Below are 17,815 nucleotides of genomic sequence, written 5' to 3' on the forward strand. Positions count from 1 at the left end.
TTCAAAACAGCCGCTTAATATTGTCCATTATTGATGCACGGTTATATCTCCGGAATAAACCAAATGGCTTTTTTGCTCATCATCTATGATAATCAATACTCCATCATCATTAATTCCGGTTGCCAAGCCAGTTAAAGATCCTTGCAGGCTTTGGACAGTGACCTTCTTCCCAATGGTAATCGTAAGCTTTTCCCAAAGCAGTTTTATTGGTTCAAAACCTTTATCTAAATAAAGTAGATATATATCTTCAAAGTTCTTAAAAAAGCTTTGTAAAAACTCAGATCGATCTACTCTTTGTCTCTTCTCTATTAAGACAGAAGTAGCGATCTCTTTTAACTCATCAGGAAACGATTCAAGAGGCTGGTTTATATTCATGCCAATGCCGATAATCACATGATGAATTTGATCGGACTCCGCATGAAGCTCCGTTAGTATTCCAGCAATCTTCCTTCCTTCTACCAACACATCATTTGGCCATTTGATTCCTGCATTCACACCAAATTTGTTTAGTGTCTGAACAGCAGCAACAGCCGTTAACAACGTAAGCTGTGGGGCATGGTAGGGAGGAATATCAGGTCTCATAATCATACTTAACCAGATTCCTCCATTTGAAGGAGAATGCCACTTTCTTTTTAATCGCCCTGTACCTTCCGTTTGTTCATCACTAATCACAGCTGTACCATTTTTAGCTCCGCTTCCTGCAAGTTCTCTGGCAACAGTTTGAGTGGATGAGACTGTATCATAAGAATATATGGATTGTCCTACAAATTCAGTCTGTAACCCCATTAGAATATCAGTGGCCCTTAGAGAATCTAATTTTTTCAAGAGCCTATACCCCTTTTTCTTTACAGCCTCAATTTCGTAGCCTTCCTGACGCAGCTGGTCAATATGCTTCCATATCGCCACTCTTGAACAGCCAACTAAATCAGCTAATGCCTGTCCTGATATATAATCCTCTCCAGCTTTGGCAAATGCTTTGGCAATCTCATGCTTTAAAGTTTGTTCTCTTGAATGAGCCATTGTTTAATTAACTCCTTTTTATTCGGGACCTTATGATCCAGAATTCCGTTAATCACTTCATGCATAAGCTCCTTAATCCACGGTCCACCTGCTTTATCAGCCCATTTCATCAGGTCATTTCCGGAAACCTCTATAACAGTATCCTTATGGATTGGCATACGAGCATGCAGATCAGTGATTGCGTCGTAGTCTGGGTCCGCATGATGATATACTGACCAAACCCTTTCCACGCTCAGGGTGTTTTCAAGACCAAGCTGATAAATGGTAAAGGGAGTAAATGAGGAATTCTCTCTTTTCTTCGTTTCACGGATCAAAAGACCTATTTTTTTCATTTGAGTTGAAGAAAGCTTCCAATCACTGTATAGGGATTGATCCTGACCATTAAAGAGGGCAATCAAGGCCATCCATTCTTCAAATGATTCACAACGGCTTAAGGGCAGTGCAAGAAACTGCTCTATATGAACCGCAAATTGACCTAAACCCGGAAAATAGGCTAGCAAACCTTCGTCTGCAGCAATTTTTAACCCTTTTTCTGGATAATGGCCAAGAACCATTTTTTGAAACTCAGCTGTTTTCCGTTCCTGTGCTATATGCAAAAGTAAATCGGCATTTTTCCGTAATGCCGATCGTGTATTTTCATGCAATGTAAACCCTAGCTGGCTGACAAATCGAACAGCACGAAGAATCCTTAGCGCATCCTCACTAAATCGTTCATCCGCCGGACCAACTGTCTCGATTACCTTTGTATGTATTGCTTTTTCTCCGTCAAATGGATCATACAATTTTCCATCCTGGTCCATGGCAATTGCATTCATCGTAAAATCTCTTCTCTTTAAATCCTCATGCAAAGAGGTTACAAAGATGACTGAATCCGGCCGTCGATAATCTTTATATTGAGATTCTGTTCTAAATGTCGTGATTTCAAACGATTCGCCTTTATAAAGCACTAATACAGTTCCATGATCAATACCAACATCTACTGTATGAGTGAAAATTTCCTTTACTTGCTCGGGAGTGGCGGAGGTAGCAATGTCCACATCATCAATTTCCTTGCCCATTAAAGTATCCCTAACAGCTCCGCCTACAAAATAAGCTTCATAGCCCTTCGCCGTTAACTGATCCAATACAGGACGCGCTCTGATAAATTCCTGATTCATTCATCCTTCTCCCCATTTTTCAATAATGAATAATACAAGTCCTCATATTGATTCACGATATGTTCGGTTTGAAAATGATCTTTAATTTTATGAATAGCGTTATTACCCATATTTATTCTCAGCGAATCATTTTCAAGCAATTCTAACAATCGCATAGAGGCAGCTTCGATATCTTCCAACTCAATGGTGTATCCGTTAATCCCATCATCAATAACCTCAGGAATTCCCCCGATTTTTGTTCCAAGACATGGAACGCCATAAATCATCGCCTCAAGAAGTACGAGCCCAAAACTTTCTTTTTCTGACATAAGGACACATACATCACTAATGGAATAGAGCTCCTGTAGATTTTCCTGTTTTCCTAACAGAATGATTTTCTCCTGTAAGCCCATTGCTTTAATTTTTTTACTTACAAAGGACATTTCCGGTCCGTCGCCTACTAATAAAAGTTTACTCGGTATTTTGTCTGCCACGGCTCCAAAAGTGTCAATGATATCAGGTACACGCTTCACCTTCCGAAAATTCGAGACGTGAATGACAATTTTTTCATCTTCTTTAATCCCAAGCTCTGCTTTTAAATTAGCCACATTACCAGCATCCGGTTCAGGCGCCGGATAATCAATAAAATTATAAATCGTTTGGATTTCTTGATTCGGTTGAATTAATTCATATGTCTCTTTAACAAGTTCATGGGACACGGCCGTAACCGCATCGGATTTTTCAATAGCGAACTTAATCATGTCCTGCAGAGAAGAATCATACCCTAGTATCGTAATATCCGTACCATGGAGAGTCGTAACTACCTTTAGACCAGAGGAGGTCATTTGCTTGGCCAAAATTCCGCAAACGGCATGCGGCATCGCATAATGGGCATGAATGATATCAAGCCCTTCCATTTTGACTACCTCGGCTATCTTGCTGGCCAATGACAAGGTATATGGAGGATATTGAAAAACGGCATATTGATTCACTTCAACCTGGTGAAAATATATATTTGAGTATCGCTTTTTTAAACGGAACGGTACACTGGATGTTATAAAATGAATCTCATGTCCCTTCTCCGCCAGCTTAATTCCTAATTCGGTCGCAACAATTCCTGATCCGCCGACAGTAGGATAACAAACAATTCCAATTTTTAACTTTTTCATTTCTTTCCACCTAACAAATCTTGATCAAGTAAGAGAGGTTTTTTCGTTCTAAATCCTTCTGCAAATAACACGCCTGCCTCTCTTCCATATGCCCGTTCTCTGCCTTCGATTGCTTCGAGATATCCTTCGGTAAGAGGGGTCACAACCCCATCATCCGTTTTAATAAATTGAGAGGAATAGCTTTTTAAACTGGATAATTTACAATGAAAATAGCTGCTGATATCCACACAAAAATCAGGTGGATGAAAGCTATTGATCATGTAATAAAAAACATGCTTCGGCTTATGGGCCGCGAGCTTACTTTCATCCTCATATTTCCTAATACCTGCAGAAAAGACAGCCTCTTCGACCAAAGCTGCACAATGTCCATGATCTGGATGACGGTCAGGAACAGCGGGTACAAAGATGATTTCAGGTTGGTATGTTCTTATAACAGAAACAATCTTTGAGATGTTTTCAGGTGTGGGATATAATTGCCGATCCCCCATATTTAAATTCAAGCGTTCCTTTACACCTAAGATAGCAGCTGCCTGTTTGGCTTCCTTCAATCTGTTTGTGGGAGTACCATTCGATGAAAGCTCCGCCTCGGTTAAGTCACAGATGACAACGGAATGGCCTAATTCTGTATATTTTGCTATTGTGCCCCCCATTCCGATTTCTACATCATCGGAATGAGCGCCAAAACATAGTATGTCTGTCTTCATTGTGGGTATATTACTCCTTTTCCCTAACAATATTTCTCCATTTAAGGTCTCCGCGTTCTAAACCATGTATTAACATTTCAGCCGTTCCCATATTAGTTGCCAATGGAATGGAATAAACATCCGCCAATCGCATTAATGCGGACACATCCGGTTCATGTGGCTGCGCAGTCAATGGATCTCTGAAGAAAATAATAATATCAATATCATTTACTGCAACCATCGCCCCAATTTGTTGATCTCCACCGAGTGGTCCGGACTGATAACGATGAACGGACAGGCCAACTTCATCCTGTATTCGCTTTCCCGTTGTACCGGTAGCAAAAAGCTGATGCCCTTCTAGGATATGTTTATACGCAAGCGTAAATCGAATCATGTCGTCTTTCTTTTTGTCGTGTGCAATTAATGCGATTTTCATAGAACAGTGCTCCTTAATCGATAATATTTTCTAGTCCATATACTAATTCTTCTATATTCATGACGGTTTCCACCGACAATTTAACTCCGCTCATGAAAGAGTTTCGATCATATGAATCATGTCTTAGAGTAAATGTCTGACCTTCTCCGCCAAACATGACCTGTTGATGTGCAACAAGCCCAGGTAAGCGTACACTATGTATTCTCATTCCTTCATAGTCTGCACCGCGTGCACCTTTTATTGTTTCTTTTTCATTTAAATGTCCTTGTTTTTTTGCTTGTCTTTCTTCGGAAATTAATTGTGCTGTTTTTATAGCTGTTCCTGAAGGAGCATCAAGCTTTTGATCATGATGCAATTCAATAATTTCGACATCCGGAAAATATTTAGCTGCCTGCTTGGCAAATTTCATCATTAACACAGCACCAACAGCAAAATTCGGTGCAATGATACATCCAATTCCGTTTTCTTTGGAAATTCTTTCGATTTCCTTTAAATCTTCATCTGAAAAGCCAGTCGTTCCAACGACCGGGCGGATATGGTGTGTTAATGCTGACAATGTATGAATTCTTCCAGACTCCGGAGTGGTCAAATCAATAAGTACATCCGCTTTAACTTCAGAGAAACACTTTTCATGATCTGTATAAACCGGAACATCTATACCAGTAAATCCATCTATTTCACTTAATTTCATCCCATCATTCTTATGATCTAATACAGCTGTTAAATGAAAATGTTCGGTATTCATCACTAAATTTACTGCTGCTTTCCCCATTTTACCTCGCGGCCCTGCAATTATGACATTAATCATCAATCATTCTTCCTTTCTTGTCCAACGGTCTTTGTCCCTGGAATTGAATTTCTCCATCACCCTGTCATGTGCATCCTGTAAATCAATATTCAGCGAATTGGCCATACAAATTAGCACAAATAAAACATCTCCTAATTCTTCTTCAATTGCTTTTTCTGTTTCAGATTCTTTTTTTGGTTTTTCACCATAATAATGGTTAATCTCTCTCGCCAATTCTCCAAGCTCTTCAGTAAGTCTCGCTGTCATGGCAAGCGGACTGAAGTATCCCTCTTTAAATTGCCCTATGTATTGATCTACTTCCTGCTGTAAGTCAGCGATTGTTTTCTTATGTTCCATACAGTTACACCCTTTTCTCTTAATGTTAGCGTATTTCTTAGTTTTCGAACAATAAATATGATAGAATGCAAAAGGATATCATTCATTATTTTTCCTCAATTGTACACTATAATAATAATTGAGTTAGCAAGGAAGGGGTTAGAATGTGTTTTTTAACTTAAAGCTTAAAAACGTCATACTAATATTATTAGGGGCTGCAATAATGTCTTTTGGCCTTGTTCATTTTAATATGCAAAACGCATTAGGTGAAGGGGGATTTACCGGGATTACCCTTTTAATTTATAACTTAACTGGTATTAGCCCTTCGATTACCAATATTTTATTAAATATACCTCTTTTCTTTGTAGGATATAAACTGTTGGGCAAAAAAACCTTTTTGTATACGCTTATCGGTACCATCGCTGTATCTGTATTTATTGCGATTTTCGAAAAATATCAAATACATATTCCTTTAAAGGATGACCTAATGCTCGCGGCTTTATTTGCAGGTGTGTGCATCGGTGTCGGTTTAGGAATTATTTTCCGTTATGGCGGAACGACTGGCGGAGTCGACATCATCGCACGGCTCATGTTCAAATATAAAGGCTGGAGCATGGGAAAAACCATGTTTATGTTTGACTTCTGCGTTATCGTTTTATCACTCGTAACGTATTTGGAATATAAACAAGCCATGTATACACTTGTCCTCGTATATATTGGCAGCCGTGTAATTGACTTTATCCAAGAGGGTGCATATGCAGCCCGTGGTGTGATGATCATAAGCAACTCCAATTCCGTGATAGCTGAAAAGATTAATCAACAAATGGAACGCGGTGTTACATTACTCAAAGGGGTTGGCTCATATACCAAACAGGAGCGCGATGTGATTTATTGCGTTGTAGGAAGCAATGAAATTGTACGCCTTAAGAGCATTATTACATCCATTGATCCACATGCATTTGTTTCCGTATCTGTCGTACATGATGTACTTGGTGAAGGATTTACGTTGGATGAAAATAAAAATCCTCTTGAAAAATAAGCAATATAGGAAAACCCCCTTCAATATATTGAAGGGGGTTTCTCTTATTAATCTTCACTATTCATGCCGGTTAGCATAAATACAAATCGTAACAATTCAAGTACAGCGACTGCTGCAGCTGCAACATATGTTAAGGCTGCGGCATCTAAGACTTTTTTCGTTTCTTTTTCTTCATCAGCCCCGATTACACCTAAAGCAACAACCTGTTTCATAGCACGGTTAGAAGCATTGAATTCAACCGGCAGTGTAACGAATTGGAATAACACGGCTGCCCCCATAAACAATACTCCAAGCCATGCTAGATTTAAGCTGCCAAGCAACAGCCCAGCTAAAATTAAAATCCAGGAAAAGTTAGAACCGATATTAGCAACTGGTACTAGCTTATGACGGATTCTCATAAAGGAATAATCTTCTTTATCCTGAATGGCATGACCAACTTCATGAGCTGCAACAGCAGTGCCGGCTAGTGAATGACCATGGTAGTTACTTGATGATAATCTTACCACTTTATTTGTAGGATCATAGTGGTCACTTAATACTCCATGTGTTTCTTCTACACGTATATTGTATAAACCATTTTCGTCCAACAACTTACGGGCAACTTCTGCTCCTGTATAACCGTTCGATGCAGGAACCTGTGAATACTTCTTGTAAGCCCTTTGAACTTTCATTTGTGCATAAATCGGGATAATTAAAAGCAGTATAAAATAAATTAAAAAGCTCATCTATATCCTCCATTTCATCTTCTGTTATTTATAGTTGTGTTATGGTAATTGTAATAATGTCGTATAACATCTGTCAATGGATAGATATTATTCAAAATTTTATCAAAAATTCTGTTTTTTCTTTTTTGTATGAAACTGATCATCTGAGGCTTTATATTTTCTCCATCCAACATAGGATAAGGTCATAATTATAATACTTCCCGTTGAAATGATTACCCACCAAAGGGATGGATCTGCATCATCTTTTTCTGCTTCCTCAAATATATCTCGCAGCTGCTCCTCTAAGGAAATCATATCTGTTTGTGATTGGTCAGAAAAGACTTGCGGACGATATTGATCAATAAATTGAATATGGGCATCCACTTGCTGAAAACGTTCAGGTGTAACATCTATTTTCAACGATGGATATATAACATTGTAAATCGTTAATAAATGATTTAATTTTTCCTGAAAAGCAATAGAATCCTGTTTCTGGATCGATACCTTTGTTTCCCCTGCAGCAGAGATCATGCTATCCTTTAAACTCACCCATAATGGTGCGCCATCATTATGAACTGCATCAAGTACTAATCGGAATTTCGTTATTTCATTGATTACCTCATCATCTGTTTTTTCTTTATTCTTCACAGTTTGAATGGCTTCCTCATAGGCAATCGTTATAATATTAATTTCATCCATTGTATAGTTTGAGCTCTCAATTGCCTGATCATAAAATTTATCTGAAAATGCTTCCAATAAACGCTCTGCTTCATCACGTCTATCTACTTTTGCAAATTGAAGGGATTGATCAGCAAGGGTCTCTAACGAATTTTGTTTATCAGGTCCGTTAGCATAGGTCGTAATGAATCCTGATGATATTATAATGGCTATTGAGATAAATAAAGATTTAAACTTCATAAAAATATCCCTCCTCATACTACTTAATCGTATGTGTGAAGGGACAAGACTAGAACCATTTATTGCTTGAGATAAATAGAGTATATTTCCCGATTTTTACGAAGAGTAAACCAATACCCTACTCCAATCGAAAGTACACTCAGCCAAAAAGTGAAATAAGCAATTTGGGGGATATACTGATTCAAAACACTATAGGTCGGCATCATCCCATAAACATAGTCAATGATTTCATTATGTAACACGACAATCCCAGCCACGGTTAAATGCCATGGTTTAACCCGATAAAATGGAGCATAAAGAATTCCTTCAATTGCCATTGCAGCATGCGATAGAATCAGCATGACAGCGACCAAAGATACATAACCCTCTACAGAAAAAGTTAATATATTCATGACAACTGCCCATATACCATATTTAAAAAGAGAAACGATTGCTAAGGCTTCAAATAAACCAAAATTGCGCCCTAAAAGCCAGCCAATAACAGCAATACAAAAAAATAAACTGGCAGTTGGACTGTCTGGTACAAAAGCAAGAAAGGCTACTGGTGTTATTTCAAGCTGCCCTTTATACCAATAATATCCGTATATTGTTCCCAAAAGATTAACAGTGAATAAAATCCATAAAAAAGTTCGATTTCTTAATACTGCATAAAGCCAGCTATTCATAATATCCTCCATCACAATCTGAATTATTCCAAATAAATTTGCTCGATTACTTGATTTTCAGCCAAATTATCCTACTCTAAATTTCTCTCTCAATATGAATTTTTCAATTCAGGAGGAAGCTCACTGTCCGTCCCATATTATTAATAATACAAATAACTATACCTCATTTGTCAACATGATTACGACGGCTATGGCAATCTTCTTAAGACAAAAGGGGTACTCATCTGAGTACCCCTCAAAAACATTATTCCCCTTTTGAATCTCCGCCTGCATTTGCTCCCTTAATAAATTCTGCCAGAGTTTTTAATTCTTCTTCAGAACCTTTAAAAACTGGTGGCATTTTTTTATTTTCGGTACCATTTACAGCGATATGACCGATTTCATCAACCTCTAATTTTGTACCAAGTAATTTAGGACCATTTCCACCCTGTAAGGAGTCCCCATGACAGCTTACACAGCCTTGGCCTTGATATAATTTATATCCCTCTGACTCTTTATCGATTGCTACATCCTCAACAATTTGTCCTTGCAGCTTTGCTGCTGCCCAGTCATGTTGAGAAACTGTTTCCCATGTTAGGTAAAATACAGCTGCAAATGCGAGCAGCATAAAACCTACCGAGAAAATCCGTTTAGTTGGTTTGCGTTCCGGTCCGCGATCCAGAAACGGTGCAAGCAATAATGCACCAAAAGCTAGTCCCGGAATAACCAAAGCCCCGATTAAATTATATGGCCCGGAAGCATATGAATATTTAAGCAATTGATACAAAAACATAAAGTACCAGTCAGGTAAAGGTGCATATCCCGTATCTGTTGGGTCAGCAATCCTTTCGAGCGGTGATGGATGGGCAACTGTAAGACATAAAAAACCTACTAAAAATACAGCACCTACCATCCATTCTTTCAGCAAGAAATTGGGCCAAAAGGCTTCCGTTTTTCCTGGATACTCTGAATAATCTTTTGGAATATTCGGTTTTCTATCTGCGCTTATCCTTGAATCCCCTACAAATCTCATTCCTTTACCACGATGCATAAGGATATCCCCTCCTTCGTAACATTTCCATTTTCAACTAATATCTTATAGCGGTCCTGATATTCCCTGTTTGCGTATCATTAAGAAGTGAGCTGCAATTAGTCCAATAAGCGCCGCTGGAAGGAAGAATACATGAATCGCAAAGAAACGCGTTAAGGTTTGCGCCCCAACAATCGTAGGGTCACCAGCAAGCAACGTTTTTAAGTATGGCCCGATGAATGGCACCGAATCGATAATGGTCAACGTTACTTTTGTAGCGAATAGCGCTTTCATATCCCAAGGAAGCAGATACCCTGTCAATCCTAGAGCTAGCATTATAAAGAAGATTAAAACTCCAACAATCCAGTTTAATTCACGTGGCTTTTTATAGGCACCCTGGAAGAACACACGAAGAGTATGTAAAAACATCATGACAATGACGACACTTGCTCCCCAGTGATGCATGCCCCGAACAATTTGACCAAAAGCAACTTCATTTTGTAAATAATAAACAGATTCCCATGCATTTTTAATATCCGGCACATAGTACATAGTTAAAAACATTCCGGATAAAATTTGAATGACTACAATGAAAAACGTCAATCCCCCAAAACAATAAACAAATGCCGAAAAGTGATGGGCAGGGTTTACATGCTCAGGGACTTCATGATCAGCAATGTCGCGCCATAATGGCGTGATATCCAATCGCTCATCAATCCAATCGTACATTTTATTAAGCATTAATTATGCCTCCCTACACTTCGTTTTCTTTTGCATTGCCCAAGTATAATACTCCATCTTTTTCCTGCTTGTCGTAAACATCGAGCGGTCCGATTGGAGGTGTTTTCGGAATGTTTTTACCATTCTTTTCGTAACGCCCCCCGTGACATGGGCAATAAAACTCATTCTTATGATCTTCTGATCCTTCCCAGTTCACCGTACACCCCAAATGTTTACATTCCGGAGAAAGGGCAACTATCTTGCCGTTCTCATCCTTGTAAACCCATGCTGTTCTTGTCTCTTCAGCTTCGTACCATCCATCTTTTACCTCAGTTTTATAATCGACACGAGTTGGTGTTTCAGTAATCTCAGATATTTTTAATCCGGTATTAATGAACTCCCCAGATGCATTCGCTTTTAAAGCTGGATCGACTGCAAAACGCAGCATAGGCATAAGTGTTGCCGCTCCCATGAACCCCCCAACGCCCATAAGCGTATAATTCAGAAATTGGCGTCTTGATACTTTTTGGCTGCTCATAAAATTTCTCCCCCCCTTATATCGAAAAAGTCATACAAAATAGAAAATTGCACAAACTCCATAAAACTAGGACATTACAATAATATCCTAATATTTTTAATAGGTCAATAAACTCCCAGTTAAGGAAATAGATGTTTTATTTTTCCTGTTTTATACCAATATACTATTTACTTACAAAAATATTATTTATTCCAGGATTCTGCGAGGATATCAACAAGCTGTTTCGTTTGTTCACTTATAACCGTTTTAATCGCATCCAAAGGCATTTTTTCGATGGGGATTGCCGGTATCCATAGAACATGTTCGCTCTCATCTATACTTGTCCATTTACTGTCAGTAGTGAGAAATTGGATATATTTAAATCCCTGACCTCTATAATAATCTGCCCAAACAGACAAGAGATTTAATTTCTCCTCCGTCTTACTATTTTTAATATATGGCAGAGGCAGGGCTAAAAATAGACGACCCTTTAATTCTTTTTCGAGCTCATGAGTCAGCAATGTCATAAATTCATAGGATGATACCGTCTGGCTAAATGTATCATCAAAATCAACCGGATTTAACGGGATAACTATAGTATCAATATATTCTTTGGATTTACTAAATAATTCTGTATCAACTGACTGATATTTCATAATTTTCCCCCTCGACTTCTTTTTCCATTGTAAAACATAATAAGTAAAATATATACAAATAAGCTTACAATTCAGGGAGAAATCTTTGTTCCTCATCCGGCTGGGATAAGCATCTGCCAAATCAAGTGTTGAAGCAAAAAAAAAGACCACACATATTCTCTTTCTCTCAAAGAAATATGTGTGGCTGTTATTAGTTAAAAGATTCCTGAGATCGGATTCTTTTCAACTGACTGCTTAATTTATTAAATAATTCTATATCACGGTTATCGATTGCCTCATCTATCATCTGTGCTAATCGATCCTCTTCGAATCTTGATAGACTGATTTTTAAAATATTTTCTGCAATATATTGATCCTGCTCATTACCGGGGAGGTTTTTTGGCTGATAAGGATTTTCCTCGAGTACGGCTGCATACTGATAGGATGAGTAGGCTGTCCTGAAATTCAGTTGTATGTAGATATCCTCGTCCTTATTAAGCCGTATATCATGGAATGACTTCTCTGCGTCGGTTGTCATGATATTACTCTTATAGAATCTAAATGGCACATCTTCCACACAATGAGTGGACATGACCATTCCTTTTGGACAATACTTAGCCCCTTCCACGAAATGAACATTCATCATGAGCTGATCATGACTCATTAAGTAATTTAATATCCATACACATTCTCTGCGCTTTAATTGGTAATGGTTCAGAAACCAGCGTATAAATTCCTTCTTCTCATCGACAGAAACAGGGGTTTTCAAGGTGGAGCCCTCCTCTGTACAAATTAGTTAAATTCGTTCTAAAATATCAATATACTCATCATTGCTTGGGTCTTCGTGGAGTAATGTCTTAAATATCGACCTAGCTTCTTCAAATTTACTGTCTTCCAGCAAGAAATAACCGTATTCATGTAAAAAGTCTTTATTATCCCCAAAAAATTCATGTGCCTCTTTGTAACATGACAATGCTTCACTATACTCCTCGAGCTCTGAATATGCCGTTGCCAGGAGCCAATTAAATTGCGGATCATCCTCCCCCATCGCTCTAACAGAAGATACCAAATCAATGACATGGTCAAACATTTCTTCGTGTAAATAAAGCTTCCCTAAAGTTAGAATTGCCTCGAGGTAACCCGGATCAATCGCAATAGCTTCCGATAGCCATTTAATAGCTTTCTCTGTGTTTCCAAGCTTAGTTGCCAGCTCAGCACCATACAGGAATATTTCCTTATTGAATGGATCTTCCTTAATCCCTTCTTCTGCAACATCCAGTGCTTTTTCCAAATCAAGGGACTCTTCATAGGCCATGGCTAAATACAAATAAAGTGAATGATAGGCAGGGTCTATTTCCTTAAGCTCTGTAAACTTAGCTATTGCCGTTGGAAATTCTCCTGCATGATACGCAGCAAATCCATATTCAAACAATAAATTTACGTCATCATCCTCCCTGCCAGCTTTCTTGAAATAAGGGAGCGACTCTTCAAATTCGCCCAACGATACAAGTGATAAGGCTAATCTCTTATAAATTGAAACGCCATTTATTACAGTCTCATTCTTTAAGATACTGCTATATAATTCTACAGCCGAACGGAAATGTCCTTGTTGATAATAAAGTTCTGCAAGAGCAAACTTTACAATAGGTTCATCCGGTAAAATTCGATTGGCCTCTTTCAGCTTCTGAACACTGACCTCCTCCATACCCATTCCCTGATATAAATCCCCTAATAATAGGAGTGCTCCTGGGTACATCGGATCTTCCTGATCAATTTTCTCTAAATACAACAATGCTTCCTCTTCCTGCCCCAATTCAGTTGATACTTCAGCCAATGAAAATAAAATCTCTCCTTCATCGGGATAACGCTTCAGCAATTCTTCAAAAAGCTCCTTTGCCTCTTCCATAAATCCAAGTGAAGCGATTTCTTCCGCCAAGGTATAAACATCGTCATCATTGTTGGATTGCTTAATCTGATTTATATGTTTTTTAGCTTCTTCAAATTCACCTTGCATCAGTTTTTTTATAATTGATTCAATTTTCATCATTGGTATTCCTTTCTGTTTCCCTAAATCTATAACAAATCTGCTGGTCATTCGGCAAAATAATGTTCGTCCAATCCGGAGCCTCTAAAATTTTGTTATTACCCCTATTATACTCACTTTTTTTAACCTGTATAAAGAGCTAATGGAAACTCCAGAAAAAAATATTTATCTGATAAGGAAATTAAATGATTTTTTTTGTGGCATAGAGCTAGGAGTCTTAATTTTAAGGTTATATAAGTATACTTTATCAATTAACAAAAAGCGACCGAATCGTACTCTTCCATTTCGTTCTATCTATCCATTTAATTGATTACATTTTCACCGCCCTATCAACCATTTTTACATGTGTAAAGGCAAGAGTTTCATTGACTTTCTTTTAGACATGCTATGAAACTATCAGAAATTTTAGTACCAAAAAAAGAGAGGTTTCCCTCTCTTTTATTCCTGAATGGATACAAGCTTAATTAAATCATCAAAGAAACCTGGATAGGATACTGAAATGGCATCAGCATTATTTAATACTACAGAGTCTTTGGAAATGAGTGAAGCAATTGCCAATGTCATTCCGATTCGGTGGTCCCCCAGACTGTCCACCGTACCTCCATGCAAGGTTTGTTCTCCCTCAATGATTAAACCATCGTCTGTTGGAGTTATATCGACACCAAGCGCACCCAATTGAGTAGCGATGGCATCAATTCGATTTGTTTCTTTAACCTTTAACTCAGCAGCATCTTTAATGACGGTTTTTCCCTTAGCCTGTGAAGCTAACAGGGCAATAACAGGCAGCTCATCAATTAACCTTGGGATGATATCTCCGGCAATTGTTATCCCCTTTAAAGAGGAAGTTTTCACTGTTACCGTACCGGATTCTTCCGCAAGTTCTCCTTGTTGATCTAACTGAATTTCAATATTTGCTCCCATTTCTTTCAAAACATCAATAATTCCCGTTCTTGTTTGATTCAGCCCAACGTTCTTTAATATAATCTCACTATTCGGTACAATGGTACCGGCAACCATCCAAAACGCTGCAGAGGAGATATCTCCGGGAACATGAACATCCTTACCGCTCAGCACCTGATTTCCTGTAACTCTGATCATATTGCCGTCGATATGGATACTCCCCCCAAACGATTCAATCATCCGTTCAGTATGATCCCTCGTGGCTGCTTTTTCAATGACAGTAGTGGTTCCCTTCGCATGTAATCCTGCCAAAAGAATAGCTGATTTCACCTGGGCACTTGCTACCGGAAGCTCATATTCAATACCTGACAGCTCACTCTGGTTCATTTCAAGTGGTATAAAGTTACCATCTTCTTTTCCGGATATTCTTGCTCCCATTTTCCTCAGCGGATCTACCACTCTTCTCATTGGCCTTTTTGCAATGGATTCATCACCAGTGAAAGTAATAGAAAAGGGCTGGTTGGCGAGTAACCCCATAAGCAGTCGGATGGTTGTCCCTGAATTGCCGACATCAAGCAAGCCAATCGGCTCCTTTAAACCGCCATATCCATTACCCTGGATGGTGACCTTATCGCCTTCTCTTTGTATATCCACACCCATTTTTTGAAAACACTCAATAGTACTTAAGCAATCCTGGCCCTCTAAGAAATGATATACCGTCGTTTTCCCTTCCGCTATTGCCCCAAACATGACCGCTCTGTGCGAAATAGATTTATCTCCCGGCACTTCAATCGTGCCTTTCAACTGGGGGTTTTTGAATAATAGGATTTTTCCCATGCCTTTCCTCCTTTTTATCTCAGTCATAATAAGTATCGTAATTAGTTGCATCACGTAAACATTCCACCGCTAGTTTGCGATCTTCACCTGATTGGAAGGAGATCACCAATACACCGTACACTTCTTCACGCGTCTCAATGATTCTTATATTAGTTATACTTATATTAGATTTTGCTAAATAACCGGTAATCTCCGAAATGACTCCTGGATAATCCGGGACATCCACATATAAATCATAAAAGGAAGGAATTGCACCCTTTTTACGGGCCGGCATCTCATCACGAAACATTTTTGCACTTTGGAAAAAGGAATATAATCTTTCCTCATCCTTCGTACGAATCCATTCTCTCACCTCTGACATTTCATCTATCCAGGAGTCCAAAAGATCGATTAATACTTGATCATTTTGAATCAGAATATCCTTCCACATTTGAGGACTGGATGAAGCTATTCGGGTAATATCCCTGAATCCTCCGGCAGCAAGTCTTGCAACTAAATCATGTTTCGCTTCAGCCTGTTCAGCCTGATTAACAATCGAGGCTGCCATAATATGCGGCAAATGACTGATGACACCTGTCATTAAATCGTGCTCATGAGCATCCACTTCAATGAATTTGGCTTTCGTCCCCTTCAGCCACATCTTCAGCTCAGCAACCTCTTTAACACCGGCATGAGCAGCAGGAGTCAATATATAAAAAGCATTTTCAAAAAGATGCACTTTTGCCGCAGCTACTCCGCTTTTATGAGATCCGGCCATTGGGTGACCGCCTATAAACGTATAATTCATGCTAAACAAACGCTCTGCTTCTTTCATGATCTTTGCCTTTGTACTTCCTACATCCGTAATTATAACGCTTTTTTTCAGCGTACATGCTGACAGGCTTTCCATAACGGTTGATGTAGCTTGCACCGGGACTCCGATAATGATAACATCTGCTCTTCCAGCTGCCTCTTTATAATCCAAAGTCTCTTCATCTATTACTTTTAATGCTTTTGCCAGCTGCACCTGTTTTCTATCCACATCATACCCTAGTATCAACGCCTTCGGATGTTCCTTTTTAATAGATAAAGCAATGGATCCTCCAATTAAACCAAGACCTATCATTAATACATTCCCACGCATGGAGGCACCTCACCTACTATCTATTTGGTTTCTTTATTTTCTTTCATCAAAAGGAAATTTTTCAGCTCTTTCAAAACAGCTTCATTCTGCTGGTCAGAACCAACTGTAATCCGAATGGATGTCGGGAAACCCAAAGCCTGGCCGGAACGAACGATAAAGCCTTTTCTCATTAAATACTGAAAGACTTCATCCCCATCATGACCTGTATCGATTAAGATGAAATTTGCCTGTGATGGATAGTAACTTAAGTTATGAATCTTACAAAATTCATAATATTGCTGAAGGCCATCTCTATTTTTTTGTTTGCATTCCTCAATAAATTGTTGATCACTTATAGCAGCAATCGCAGCCTTTTGAGCTAATGCATTGACGTTAAACGGCTCTCTTGCAGGCTCAAGCATACGGATAATATCGGAATTAGCCACTCCATAACCAATACGCAAAGCCGCCATCCCGTAAATCTTGGAAAAAGTATGCAATAGGATTAAATTATCAAACTGATTAATTAACGGCAAGATTTCAGGATAATCTATAGCTGTGACGTACTCATAATAAGCTGCATCAAATACAACTAATACATCGTTAGGCACCTGACTCAAAAATAGGAGAAGCTCCTCACCTCTTATGTATTCGCCTGTCGGATTATTAGGAGAACAAATCCACACAATCCCCGTGTCAGCATCAATCTGACGAAGCATGCCATCAAGATCATGTCTGCCATTTATATGCGGCACCTCCCTGATCTCTGACTGCTCCAGAATGGCATTATGGCTATACTGACTAAAGGTACCCGTAGACATAACCGTATTTACACCAGGAGCAAGAATCGCCTTTGCTATCATTTGGATAATATTATCAGAACCATTTCCAAAGATAAGCTGATTTTTTTCAACTCCTAAATAGTTAGATAAGACTTCACGCAAATTAACGGCCCCGCCATCCGGATACAAGGGAAGTGACCATTCTGTTTCCTTCAGCGTTTTTGCGACCTCGGATGAATATCCATATGGGTTTTCATTTGATGCCAGTTTGATGATCTCCTCCAACCCAAACTCCCTTTTTACGTCCTCAATTGGTTTGCCTGGCTTATAAGGCTCTAATGTATATAAATGATTCTTCCATTTCAAAGCTCCAGTT

20 protein-coding genes are annotated in these 17,815 nt (G+C 38.8%); 1 reads left to right on the forward strand and 19 read right to left on the reverse strand.

Annotated features, from left to right (window positions below; all coding sequences use genetic code 11):
• Nucleotides 1-27: 27 nt before the first annotated feature.
• The 7 genes from AC4G3N_RS02490 to AC4G3N_RS02520 are packed head-to-tail and all read right to left on the reverse strand — an operon-like array spanning nt 28 to nt 5,588.
• Complete coding sequence (locus AC4G3N_RS02490; protein ID WP_491089661.1) at nt 28-1,020, reverse strand: biotin--[acetyl-CoA-carboxylase] ligase; 993 nt, start codon at nt 1,018-1,020, stop codon at nt 28-30.
• Nucleotides 993-2,177, reverse strand: a complete 1,185-nt coding sequence (locus AC4G3N_RS02495) for a CCA tRNA nucleotidyltransferase (RefSeq protein ID WP_491089662.1) — start codon at nt 2,175-2,177, stop codon at nt 993-995. Before AC4G3N_RS02495 ends, AC4G3N_RS02490 begins: the two co-directional genes overlap by 28 nt.
• Nucleotides 2,174-3,325 carry an N-acetyl-alpha-D-glucosaminyl L-malate synthase BshA gene (gene bshA / locus AC4G3N_RS02500; protein WP_491089663.1) on the reverse strand — a complete coding sequence of 384 codons (1,152 nt, stop codon included), beginning with the start codon at nt 3,323-3,325 and terminating at the stop codon, nt 2,174-2,176. Before bshA ends, AC4G3N_RS02495 begins: the two co-directional genes overlap by 4 nt.
• Complete coding sequence (bshB1, locus tag AC4G3N_RS02505) at nt 3,322-4,029, reverse strand: bacillithiol biosynthesis deacetylase BshB1 (protein ID WP_491089664.1); 708 nt, start codon at nt 4,027-4,029, stop codon at nt 3,322-3,324. The genes bshA and bshB1 overlap by 4 nt, the downstream gene beginning before the upstream one ends.
• 10 nt (nt 4,030-4,039) lie before the next feature.
• Nucleotides 4,040-4,444 carry a methylglyoxal synthase gene (gene mgsA, locus AC4G3N_RS02510; protein WP_491089665.1) on the reverse strand — a complete coding sequence of 135 codons (405 nt, stop codon included), beginning with the start codon at nt 4,442-4,444 and terminating at the stop codon, nt 4,040-4,042.
• A gap of 13 nt (nt 4,445-4,457) precedes the next feature.
• Nucleotides 4,458-5,252: a 4-hydroxy-tetrahydrodipicolinate reductase gene (dapB, locus tag AC4G3N_RS02515; RefSeq protein ID WP_491089666.1), complete on the reverse strand. Its 795-nt coding sequence runs from the start codon at nt 5,250-5,252 to the stop codon at nt 4,458-4,460.
• 3 nt (nt 5,253-5,255) lie between these two features.
• Nucleotides 5,256-5,588, reverse strand: a complete 333-nt coding sequence (locus tag AC4G3N_RS02520; protein ID WP_066107409.1) for a nucleotide pyrophosphohydrolase — start codon at nt 5,586-5,588, stop codon at nt 5,256-5,258.
• Nucleotides 5,589-5,733: 145 nt separating this feature from the next.
• On the opposite strand from AC4G3N_RS02520, the gene AC4G3N_RS02525 reads away from it, so the two are divergent.
• Nucleotides 5,734-6,606, forward strand: a complete 873-nt coding sequence (locus AC4G3N_RS02525) for a YitT family protein (RefSeq protein ID WP_066107413.1) — start codon at nt 5,734-5,736, stop codon at nt 6,604-6,606.
• A 47-nt stretch (nt 6,607-6,653) separates the two neighbouring features.
• On the opposite strand, the gene AC4G3N_RS02530 is transcribed toward AC4G3N_RS02525, so the two are convergent.
• The 12 genes from AC4G3N_RS02530 to hisC form a co-directional block, all read right to left on the reverse strand.
• A complete protein-coding gene (locus AC4G3N_RS02530; protein WP_491089667.1) occupies nt 6,654-7,331 on the reverse strand; it encodes a zinc metallopeptidase in 678 nt (225 codons plus the stop codon).
• 102 nt (nt 7,332-7,433) lie between these two features.
• The gene (locus AC4G3N_RS02535) at nt 7,434-8,228 is read right to left on the reverse strand and encodes a sporulation protein YpjB (protein ID WP_491089668.1); all 795 of its coding nucleotides are present in this window, start codon (nt 8,226-8,228) and stop codon (nt 7,434-7,436) included.
• 59 nt (nt 8,229-8,287) lie between these two features.
• Nucleotides 8,288-8,893 carry a lipoprotein heptaprenylglyceryl N-acetyltransferase LhaT gene (gene lhaT, locus AC4G3N_RS02540; RefSeq protein ID WP_491089669.1) on the reverse strand — a complete coding sequence of 202 codons (606 nt, stop codon included), beginning with the start codon at nt 8,891-8,893 and terminating at the stop codon, nt 8,288-8,290.
• A 244-nt stretch (nt 8,894-9,137) separates the two neighbouring features.
• Entirely contained in the window at nt 9,138-9,923 is a 786-nt protein-coding gene (locus AC4G3N_RS02545) for a c-type cytochrome (RefSeq protein WP_491089670.1), read from the reverse strand.
• 45 nt (nt 9,924-9,968) lie between these two features.
• Nucleotides 9,969-10,643: a menaquinol-cytochrome c reductase cytochrome b subunit gene (gene qcrB / locus AC4G3N_RS02550; RefSeq protein WP_066107427.1), complete on the reverse strand. Its 675-nt coding sequence runs from the start codon at nt 10,641-10,643 to the stop codon at nt 9,969-9,971.
• A 13-nt stretch (nt 10,644-10,656) separates the two neighbouring features.
• A complete protein-coding gene (locus AC4G3N_RS02555) occupies nt 10,657-11,160 on the reverse strand; it encodes a QcrA and Rieske domain-containing protein (protein ID WP_066107430.1) in 504 nt (167 codons plus the stop codon).
• A 182-nt stretch (nt 11,161-11,342) separates the two neighbouring features.
• Entirely contained in the window at nt 11,343-11,795 is a 453-nt protein-coding gene (locus AC4G3N_RS02560; RefSeq protein WP_491089671.1) for a DUF2487 family protein, read from the reverse strand.
• Nucleotides 11,796-11,985: 190 nt separating this feature from the next.
• Complete coding sequence (locus AC4G3N_RS02565; protein ID WP_491089672.1) at nt 11,986-12,543, reverse strand: ReoY family proteolytic degradation factor; 558 nt, start codon at nt 12,541-12,543, stop codon at nt 11,986-11,988.
• Nucleotides 12,544-12,570: 27 nt separating this feature from the next.
• Entirely contained in the window at nt 12,571-13,821 is a 1,251-nt protein-coding gene (locus tag AC4G3N_RS02570) for a tetratricopeptide repeat protein (protein WP_491089673.1), read from the reverse strand.
• Nucleotides 13,822-14,256: 435 nt separating this feature from the next.
• Nucleotides 14,257-15,555 (reverse strand): 3-phosphoshikimate 1-carboxyvinyltransferase, encoded by a 1,299-nt coding sequence (gene aroA / locus AC4G3N_RS02575; protein WP_491089674.1) that lies wholly within the window; start codon nt 15,553-15,555, stop codon nt 14,257-14,259.
• 19 nt (nt 15,556-15,574) lie between these two features.
• Nucleotides 15,575-16,678 (reverse strand): prephenate dehydrogenase, encoded by a 1,104-nt coding sequence (locus tag AC4G3N_RS02580; RefSeq protein ID WP_491089675.1) that lies wholly within the window; start codon nt 16,676-16,678, stop codon nt 15,575-15,577.
• Between the two features lie 20 nt (nt 16,679-16,698).
• On the reverse strand, nt 16,699-17,805 hold the full coding sequence (gene hisC, locus AC4G3N_RS02585; RefSeq protein WP_491089676.1) for a histidinol-phosphate transaminase: 1,107 nt from the start codon (nt 17,803-17,805) through the stop codon (nt 16,699-16,701).
• Nucleotides 17,806-17,815: the final 10 nt, after the last annotated feature.

It is taken from the genome of Bacillus sp. z50, from assembly GCF_058313585.1.

What these genes read in the sequence shown, in the direction of transcription:
- AC4G3N_RS02580 (WP_491089675.1), bottom strand. Translation starts at nt 16,678, where the DNA reads ATGCGTGGGAATGTATTAATGATAGGTCTTGGTTTAATTGGAGGATCC.
- bshA (WP_491089663.1), bottom strand. Translation starts at nt 3,325, where the DNA reads ATGAAAAAGTTAAAAATTGGAATTGTTTGTTATCCTACTGTCGGCGGA.
- qcrB (WP_066107427.1), bottom strand. Translation starts at nt 10,643, where the DNA reads ATGCTTAATAAAATGTACGATTGGATTGATGAGCGATTGGATATCACG.
- AC4G3N_RS02495 (WP_491089662.1), bottom strand. Translation starts at nt 2,177, where the DNA reads ATGAATCAGGAATTTATCAGAGCGCGTCCTGTATTGGATCAGTTAACG.
- dapB (WP_491089666.1), bottom strand. Translation starts at nt 5,252, where the DNA reads ATGATTAATGTCATAATTGCAGGGCCGCGAGGTAAAATGGGGAAAGCA.
- lhaT (WP_491089669.1), bottom strand. Translation starts at nt 8,893, where the DNA reads ATGAATAGCTGGCTTTATGCAGTATTAAGAAATCGAACTTTTTTATGG.
- AC4G3N_RS02530 (WP_491089667.1), bottom strand. Translation starts at nt 7,331, where the DNA reads ATGAGCTTTTTAATTTATTTTATACTGCTTTTAATTATCCCGATTTAT.
- AC4G3N_RS02520 (WP_066107409.1), bottom strand. Translation starts at nt 5,588, where the DNA reads ATGGAACATAAGAAAACAATCGCTGACTTACAGCAGGAAGTAGATCAA.
- AC4G3N_RS02560 (WP_491089671.1), bottom strand. Translation starts at nt 11,795, where the DNA reads ATGAAATATCAGTCAGTTGATACAGAATTATTTAGTAAATCCAAAGAA.
- AC4G3N_RS02545 (WP_491089670.1), bottom strand. Translation starts at nt 9,923, where the DNA reads ATGCATCGTGGTAAAGGAATGAGATTTGTAGGGGATTCAAGGATAAGC.
- mgsA (WP_491089665.1), bottom strand. Translation starts at nt 4,444, where the DNA reads ATGAAAATCGCATTAATTGCACACGACAAAAAGAAAGACGACATGATT.
- AC4G3N_RS02535 (WP_491089668.1), bottom strand. Translation starts at nt 8,228, where the DNA reads ATGAAGTTTAAATCTTTATTTATCTCAATAGCCATTATAATATCATCA.
- bshB1 (WP_491089664.1), bottom strand. Translation starts at nt 4,029, where the DNA reads ATGAAGACAGACATACTATGTTTTGGCGCTCATTCCGATGATGTAGAA.
- AC4G3N_RS02570 (WP_491089673.1), bottom strand. Translation starts at nt 13,821, where the DNA reads ATGATGAAAATTGAATCAATTATAAAAAAACTGATGCAAGGTGAATTT.
- AC4G3N_RS02555 (WP_066107430.1), bottom strand. Translation starts at nt 11,160, where the DNA reads ATGAGCAGCCAAAAAGTATCAAGACGCCAATTTCTGAATTATACGCTT.
- AC4G3N_RS02490 (WP_491089661.1), bottom strand. Translation starts at nt 1,020, where the DNA reads ATGGCTCATTCAAGAGAACAAACTTTAAAGCATGAGATTGCCAAAGCA.
- aroA (WP_491089674.1), bottom strand. Translation starts at nt 15,555, where the DNA reads ATGGGAAAAATCCTATTATTCAAAAACCCCCAGTTGAAAGGCACGATT.